The organism is Oleiphilus sp. HI0123 (assembly GCF_001635315.1).
The window spans coordinates 1-6250 of sequence record NZ_LWGE01001355.1 but is presented as its reverse complement, the minus strand read 5'-3'; the positions used below and the strand labels follow the sequence as shown (position 1 = coordinate 6250).

Sequence of the window (6250 nt, the reverse complement as noted above, 5' to 3'; positions counted from 1 at the left end):
TGACCCGCCAAACAGGCACTCAAACCTACTTGAATTGACTTCTCACCTCGGCTTTTCATAGCGTCGCTAGAAGCAGCCTTGTCGGAGACAATAACATTATGCTTTTTCATACCCATCACCCTCTTACATGCCATGCATTTTTAACAGTTCTACAAGGTATACGCGACAAGCACAAAACTAGATCATAATGACATGATTTAAAGTCAAAGTATCTCATCCAAGGCTTGCTTTAACTGAGGATACTGAAATTGAAAGCCACTTTCTAGAAGCTTCTTTGGGACTACATTCTGACTTCCAAGCAATAAAATAGATGATTCACCGAGTATGGTTTTCAAGATAAATGCCGGAACAGGAAGTACTGCAATTCTCTTTAATGTACGAGCAAGCGCGATAGAAAACTCTTTATTTCTTACGGCACCAGGTGCGACTAAATTGACCGCGCCACGCGTCGTCTGATTTACTAATAAATACTCAAGCGCTCTGGTTACGTCAACATTATGAATCCAGGGCATGTACTGCTTTCCGTTTCCCAGCGGCCCTCCAAGGCACAACTTAAATGGCAAAATCATTTTTGATAGCGCGCCGCCCGAACCGTCTAAGACAATACCCGTTCTCAAGGTAGCGCAGCGAGTTCTTTTGTTTGCCATCTGCGCTAACTGCTCCCAATGAAAGCACAGTTCTGAAGCAAAGTCTGAGGGCCCAAGCCCAAAGGCCTCATCTAGCTTCGTATCGCCCTGATCACCGTATATACCGACAGCCGATCCAGATAAAAAAACATTTGGAGGGTTATCTCCCTTGTTAATGAGATCAACCAAGGCCTGAGTTATTGCCCATCGGCTTTCACATATTCTGAGTTTCTGTTGTGCTGTCCAACGACGGTCGATAATAGGCTCACCGGCTAGATTTATAACGCCGTCAAACCCATCTAGGTTTGTAAAGTTTTCCAAACTGTCAATTAAGGAAACGTGTTGAGGTAGTTTTTTCTGCGCACTTCGAAAATCTCTGGTCAAAACGGTATAGTCGTGGTGAGTATACCGTTCGATAAATCGGCGACCTATCAAGCCCGTTCCACCCGTTACTAATAATTTCATACTAATCTCCCCAACGATCCGGCAGTTCCGGTTTCAATCTCTTATTAACCCACTTACGCAATAGTTTGTAATTTGGATCCACTTCAGAGTTTTCTTTCATATTGATCCAATTTGTTTTTAACGACGTAAACCTTCTTGAATATCATTTATTCGCTGTCGCGAAACTGTTCGGCTCTGAGTCGAACCAAAGAACTTATAAAGAGGTTAACTGTGAGTCATTACAAAGCACCATTGGATAATATTAATTTCGTCTTGTTTGATGTCTTAAACTCCGGCCAACTAGCCGAAAGTCCTGCGTTCACCGAAGCCACAGAAGAAATGCAAAGAGCAGTTATAGAAGAAGCTGCTAAACTGGCCGAGGGCGTGTTACTGCCTATCAATACATCTGGTGACAGAGAAGAGTGCCAATTCGATCCAGACACTAAAACAGTGAAAACTCCAAATGGCTTCAAAGCAGCCTACGAACACTACCAACAAGGTGGATGGAGTGGTTTGTCGTCTGCGCCTGAGTTTGGCGGGCAAGGCTTACCACACTTACTAAAAAACGTTGTTGATGAAATGGTCTGTTCAACGAACCTATCGTTTGGCATGTACCCAGGTTTATCTCATGGTGCGATAGACTTACTCCAGCAGCACGGTACAGAAGCACAAAAGCAAACCTACCTACCAAAGCTTATACAAGGCATTTGGACTGGCACCATGTGCTTGACCGAGCCTCAGTGCGGAACCGACTTGGGCCTAATCACCACAAAAGCTGAAGAGAACCCTGATGGCAGCTACGCTATCAGTGGAACAAAAATCTGGATTACCGGCGGAGAGCATGATCTTGTCGACAATATCATCCATTTAGTGCTGGCTAAAATACCTGGCAGCCCAGAAGGCAGCAAAGGTATCTCATTATTTGTCGTCCCAAAAGTGCTTGAAGACGGGTCGCGCAATCCAGCATTTTGTGGAGGCCTTGAGCACAAAATGGGAATCAAAGCATCAGCGACTTGCGTAATGAACTTTGAAAATGCCAAAGGCTGGCTAGTGGGAGAAGCAAACCAAGGTCTTAAGTGCATGTTCACCATGATGAATGCTGCCCGTATCATGGTAGGTATCCAAGGTTTGGGGCTGGCAGAAACGGCTTACCAAGTATCATTGGGGTTCGCCAAGGAGCGCTTACAAAGTCGCTCCCTGTCTGGGCCTCAAAACAAGTCAGGCAAGGCAGACCCGATTATTGTTCACCCTGACGTGCGCCGCATGCTTTTAAAGCAAAAGGTTTTGATAGAAGGGTCTAGAGCAATGGCCAGCTTGGCCGGCCTTCACTTTGACCTAAGTCACCACCACGCCGATTCAAATGTGCGGGAACGCTCCGATGATTTGTTTCAATTACTCACGCCCATCGTCAAATCATTTCTGACCGATGAAGGATATGCTTGCGTCGATGCGGGCCTCCAATCTATGGGTGGCTCTGGCTTCACACAGGATTGGCCTGTTGAGCAACTGCTCCGCGATGGCCGTATTGCCCGCATCTATGAAGGCACCAACGGAATTCAAGCGATGGACCTAGTCGGCCGTAAGCTAACCATGAAAGGCGGGAAACTCCCCCTAACTTACTTCAATGAGATGCGTTCGTTACTTTCTATCGTATCAAACGAGAGTCACTTGAAGCACTGTGAAGGTTTTCTATCTACCTTGCAGTCTGCACTGAGTTGGTTAGGCCAGAACGCAAGCCAAGATCCGGAACAGGCAGGCGCGGTGGCATCGACGCTACTACGAACATTTGCACTAACCACCTTAGCTGTATTATGGGCCAGAATGGCCGCTCAAACGCAGCAAGCAGAAACAGCCAAACAATACCCAGCAGCGTTCCTAGAAGGCAAGCGTAAAGCTGCTGAACACTTCTTCCGCTTATACGCACCAGAAATGGAGGCATTGCTTTCAGACATAAAATCTGGAAAGAGTAGCATCATGGACTTTTCAGTCGAAGAGTTTTAGTCACCTCAAGCCACACTCCTGCATCATGCACAATTAATTAAGTGCATGATGCAGTTTTCTAGACAAGTATCCTTGCCATAGCGCGACAAACAATCAATCTTGTTGATACAAGCATTACTGACAGGAACAGGTATTATGAAATTTAAAGGACTAGACGATTTCACTCACACTCAAGAAGATAAAATAGGTGTGTTAATTACCAACTTAGGTACTCCCGACGGACCAACACCACAAGCTTTACGAGTTTACCTCAGACAGTTTCTGTCTGACCCTCGAGTTGTAGAAATTCCGCGACTTATCTGGCTGATAATTTTACACGGCATTATTTTACGCATACGTCCAAAAAAGTCGGCTAAAGCCTATGCCTCGGTTTGGACGGAGCATGGTTCACCATTGCTTTCGCACACACAAGAGCAGGCAAAAGCCTTAAGCAAGAGGCTAGAAACCAAATGGGGTGACAAGCTTGTTACCAAGTTTGCGATGCGTTACGGCAACCCTTCCATCGACAAGGTAATGAATTCAATGCTAGAAGAAGGTGCTCGACGCTTAGTGATCCTTCCCTTGTATCCTCAATACTCAGGTGCGACTGCCGGTTCCACCTTTGACGCGATCTCTACAGAACTAACAGCGCGTCGCTGGGTGCCTGAACTCCGCTTTATAAATTCTTATCACGACCATCCGCTGTATATCAAAGCAATGGCCGATAAAATAAAACAGTTTTGGTCTGAGAACGGCCAGGCTGACAAGCTCATGCTATCTTTTCATGGTGTCCCCAAACGATACTTAGAGTTAGGTGACCCATACTACTGTCATTGCCAAGTCACTTCTCGACTATTAACTGAAGCGCTGGATATTGATGCGGATAAAGTTATCACAAGCTTTCAGTCGCGTTTTGGTAAAGCTGAGTGGCTTAAACCGTATACCGACCACACCTTGAAATCACTCCCCGATAAAGGCGTCTCATCTGTTCAAGTATTTTGCCCTGGTTTTTCATCAGACTGTTTAGAAACGCTTGAGGAAATTGCCGTGGAAAATCGAGATTATTTTCTAGAAGCCGGCGGACAAAGTTATCAGTATATCCCTGCGTTAAACTCAGATAGGAGCCATATTGATTTACTAGAATCGATAATCGACAGCAACCTTCAAGGATGGGAGGTCAAGGCTCAGGATTATCAGGCACGTGAACGCAGGTTTAAAGGATGTCCTTTACACCAGTAATACTAAACAGACCTTCTAGCATGGCGCCTGAAGGTCTTTTCACTGATGCGTTCACAAGTTTAAGACTGCTGCCGATCCTTTATTTGCTGATATACCAAATCAGCATCCTGGGTTCGCTTGGCATACTCTCTCATATCACCCATTCTTTGAGCCTCGAAAGCGTAGGTCAGCTTTCTTTCATATTCCTTAATCAAGCGTTTCATTGTGTGTTGCTTAAATAGATTGATCATTGCGCTATTTCCTATTTATAGAGGGTACTTATTAAATACGTCTGTATAAGGGAAATAGATTGCAATCATCCGGCAAAAGACCATTATTCAGGGAACCAACAGCTGCTCTATCCATATAGAACCATGTTTGGTGAATAGAGACCGTTCATGCACACCACTATCATGAGCCTGCCAAATTTCTAAGTAATCAGCAGTAATAAGCAAACCTAAAGCGTCTTTTGTAAAGGGCACTTCATCAGAGTTTGGATATATTTTCTTTAACTCCAATAAAGCCTGTTCCAAGGTTTTTCGATCATTTAATTCAGAACTCTGATTTTGGTAACGAGCATAGTAGTGATCTAAAAGCTTTGATGCGTGAGGTTTATGATGCCAATGGGGTTCTAATTGAGAGGCAGACAATAACGATAAACTCCCACGCATTCTGAACTGACACATAAGAGAAGGATAAAAAAATAGCGCTTCAGCTTTGTTAGCTGCTAAGTTTGATAAGTTCTTCTGCGCTAAGCGGTTTACAAATAATAGGCAAGACTCAGTAGATATCTCTCGCACAACGAGTGTTCGCATTCTAACTTGGGATGGGCAGTGTTCCTCTAGCGTCGCGAAAGAACAATATTTTGCGCTTGGGTCTTGCTTCGCGATAGCTGCCTGGCGCTGCTCACGTAAGACCTCTAGAGGTGAGTTCATACTACCAAATACCCTTGCTACTAATGACTAATAGGAAACTAACTACTTATAAAATTTTACCTAAGGTATAGCTATTCAAAGTAAACAGGCTTTGTACCTAACCACTTATGCTGTATTGCAGTAAAAGATCCGTCAGTTTTCATACTCTGAAACGCTCCCTTAAGTTGTTGATATCTAATCATGTCCAATTCTTTTGAAATGCCAATATAAGCCCCCGTACAGGAGCCTTCAACACGATAAGAAAGCAACGCCAAGCCTTGGTATTCATGGCCATACGTTTTAGGACCTAAGCATCTCAAACTCGTAGTCATCGTAGAAATACCCAACAATTCGACCGAGTTTCAGCATCTTACGATACTGTTCACTTCTCGGTAGGAAGTAGAGAATAGCATTCAAAGCCTCCTCATTTTTTAGGCGATCATCGAAGTACTCCGAATAACTCGCGCCCGAGAGGTAGCCTACTTTTTGCTGCCTTTGTTGCGCCAGCTTTACTAGATCATCCAATGCTTTGATCGGAAGGTATGCGTCTTGATCTCTCACAACCAAACCAATACATGTCGTTCGGATTGGGCTTAGCCAATGCATATTTAGAACGCACATTACTTTTAGTAAGGTTAGGAATAACATGAATCTCTCCACGTTCCATTTCGATCAAACTTCTTTTAAAAGGTTTAAAGACCACATCGTAGCTTAAATCGGCGCGAGCAAAGATTTCCTGTAGCACCTCCGTGTCCATACCATACCAGTGGTTTCCTTCTTTATACGTAACTGGGTAGTAGCCAGGATTGGCTTTTACTATGATTGAGTCCGCAAATGCATAAAAGGGAGGAACAAACCCCAGCAACGTCACACAAATTGTAAGCAGAAAACTCCGTCTAAAAAACAAATTCATATACTCACTAATTTTTAAAATTTCATCAGTATAAAACAGCCCTTTCCAAAGCTATCCATATAAGCCTTCAAATTAATTATGACTTTAAAAGTAATAATTCAATACTTTGATTAGATATTGGCCTCTTATATTAAACGCTAGTATTTCCCTTAAAC

The 6250-nt window shown here is 43.8% G+C and carries 6 protein-coding genes; 2 read left to right on the top strand and 4 right to left on the bottom strand.

Annotated elements, in window-relative coordinates:
* Window positions 1–203: 203 nt before the first annotated feature.
* On the bottom strand, window positions 204–1091 hold the full coding sequence (locus A3761_RS16945) for a TIGR01777 family oxidoreductase (protein WP_068552721.1): 888 nt from the start codon (window positions 1089–1091) through the stop codon (window positions 204–206).
* Between the two features lie 210 nt (window positions 1092–1301).
* Here A3761_RS16945 and A3761_RS16940 point away from each other — a divergent pair, with 210 nt between their 5' ends.
* Window positions 1302–3071 carry an acyl-CoA dehydrogenase C-terminal domain-containing protein gene (locus tag A3761_RS16940; protein ID WP_068516527.1) on the top strand — a complete coding sequence of 590 codons (1770 nt, stop codon included), beginning with the start codon at window positions 1302–1304 and terminating at the stop codon, window positions 3069–3071.
* 135 nt (window positions 3072–3206) lie between these two features.
* The gene (gene hemH / locus A3761_RS16935) at window positions 3207–4289 is read left to right on the top strand and encodes a ferrochelatase (RefSeq protein ID WP_068516530.1); all 1083 of its coding nucleotides are present in this window, start codon (window positions 3207–3209) and stop codon (window positions 4287–4289) included.
* A gap of 59 nt (window positions 4290–4348) precedes the next feature.
* Here hemH and A3761_RS26320 read toward each other — a convergent pair whose 3' ends face one another.
* The 3 genes from A3761_RS26320 to A3761_RS16925 form a co-directional block, all read right to left on the bottom strand.
* Window positions 4349–4519 (bottom strand): DUF6435 family protein, encoded by a 171-nt coding sequence (locus A3761_RS26320; protein WP_156490163.1) that lies wholly within the window; start codon window positions 4517–4519, stop codon window positions 4349–4351.
* An 87-nt stretch (window positions 4520–4606) separates the two neighbouring features.
* A complete protein-coding gene (locus tag A3761_RS16930; RefSeq protein WP_068510218.1) occupies window positions 4607–5203 on the bottom strand; it encodes a hypothetical protein in 597 nt (198 codons plus the stop codon).
* A 279-nt stretch (window positions 5204–5482) separates the two neighbouring features.
* Window positions 5483–5830: a hypothetical protein gene (locus tag A3761_RS16925; protein WP_068508599.1), complete on the bottom strand. Its 348-nt coding sequence runs from the start codon at window positions 5828–5830 to the stop codon at window positions 5483–5485.
* Between the last annotated feature and the right edge of the window lie 420 nt (window positions 5831–6250).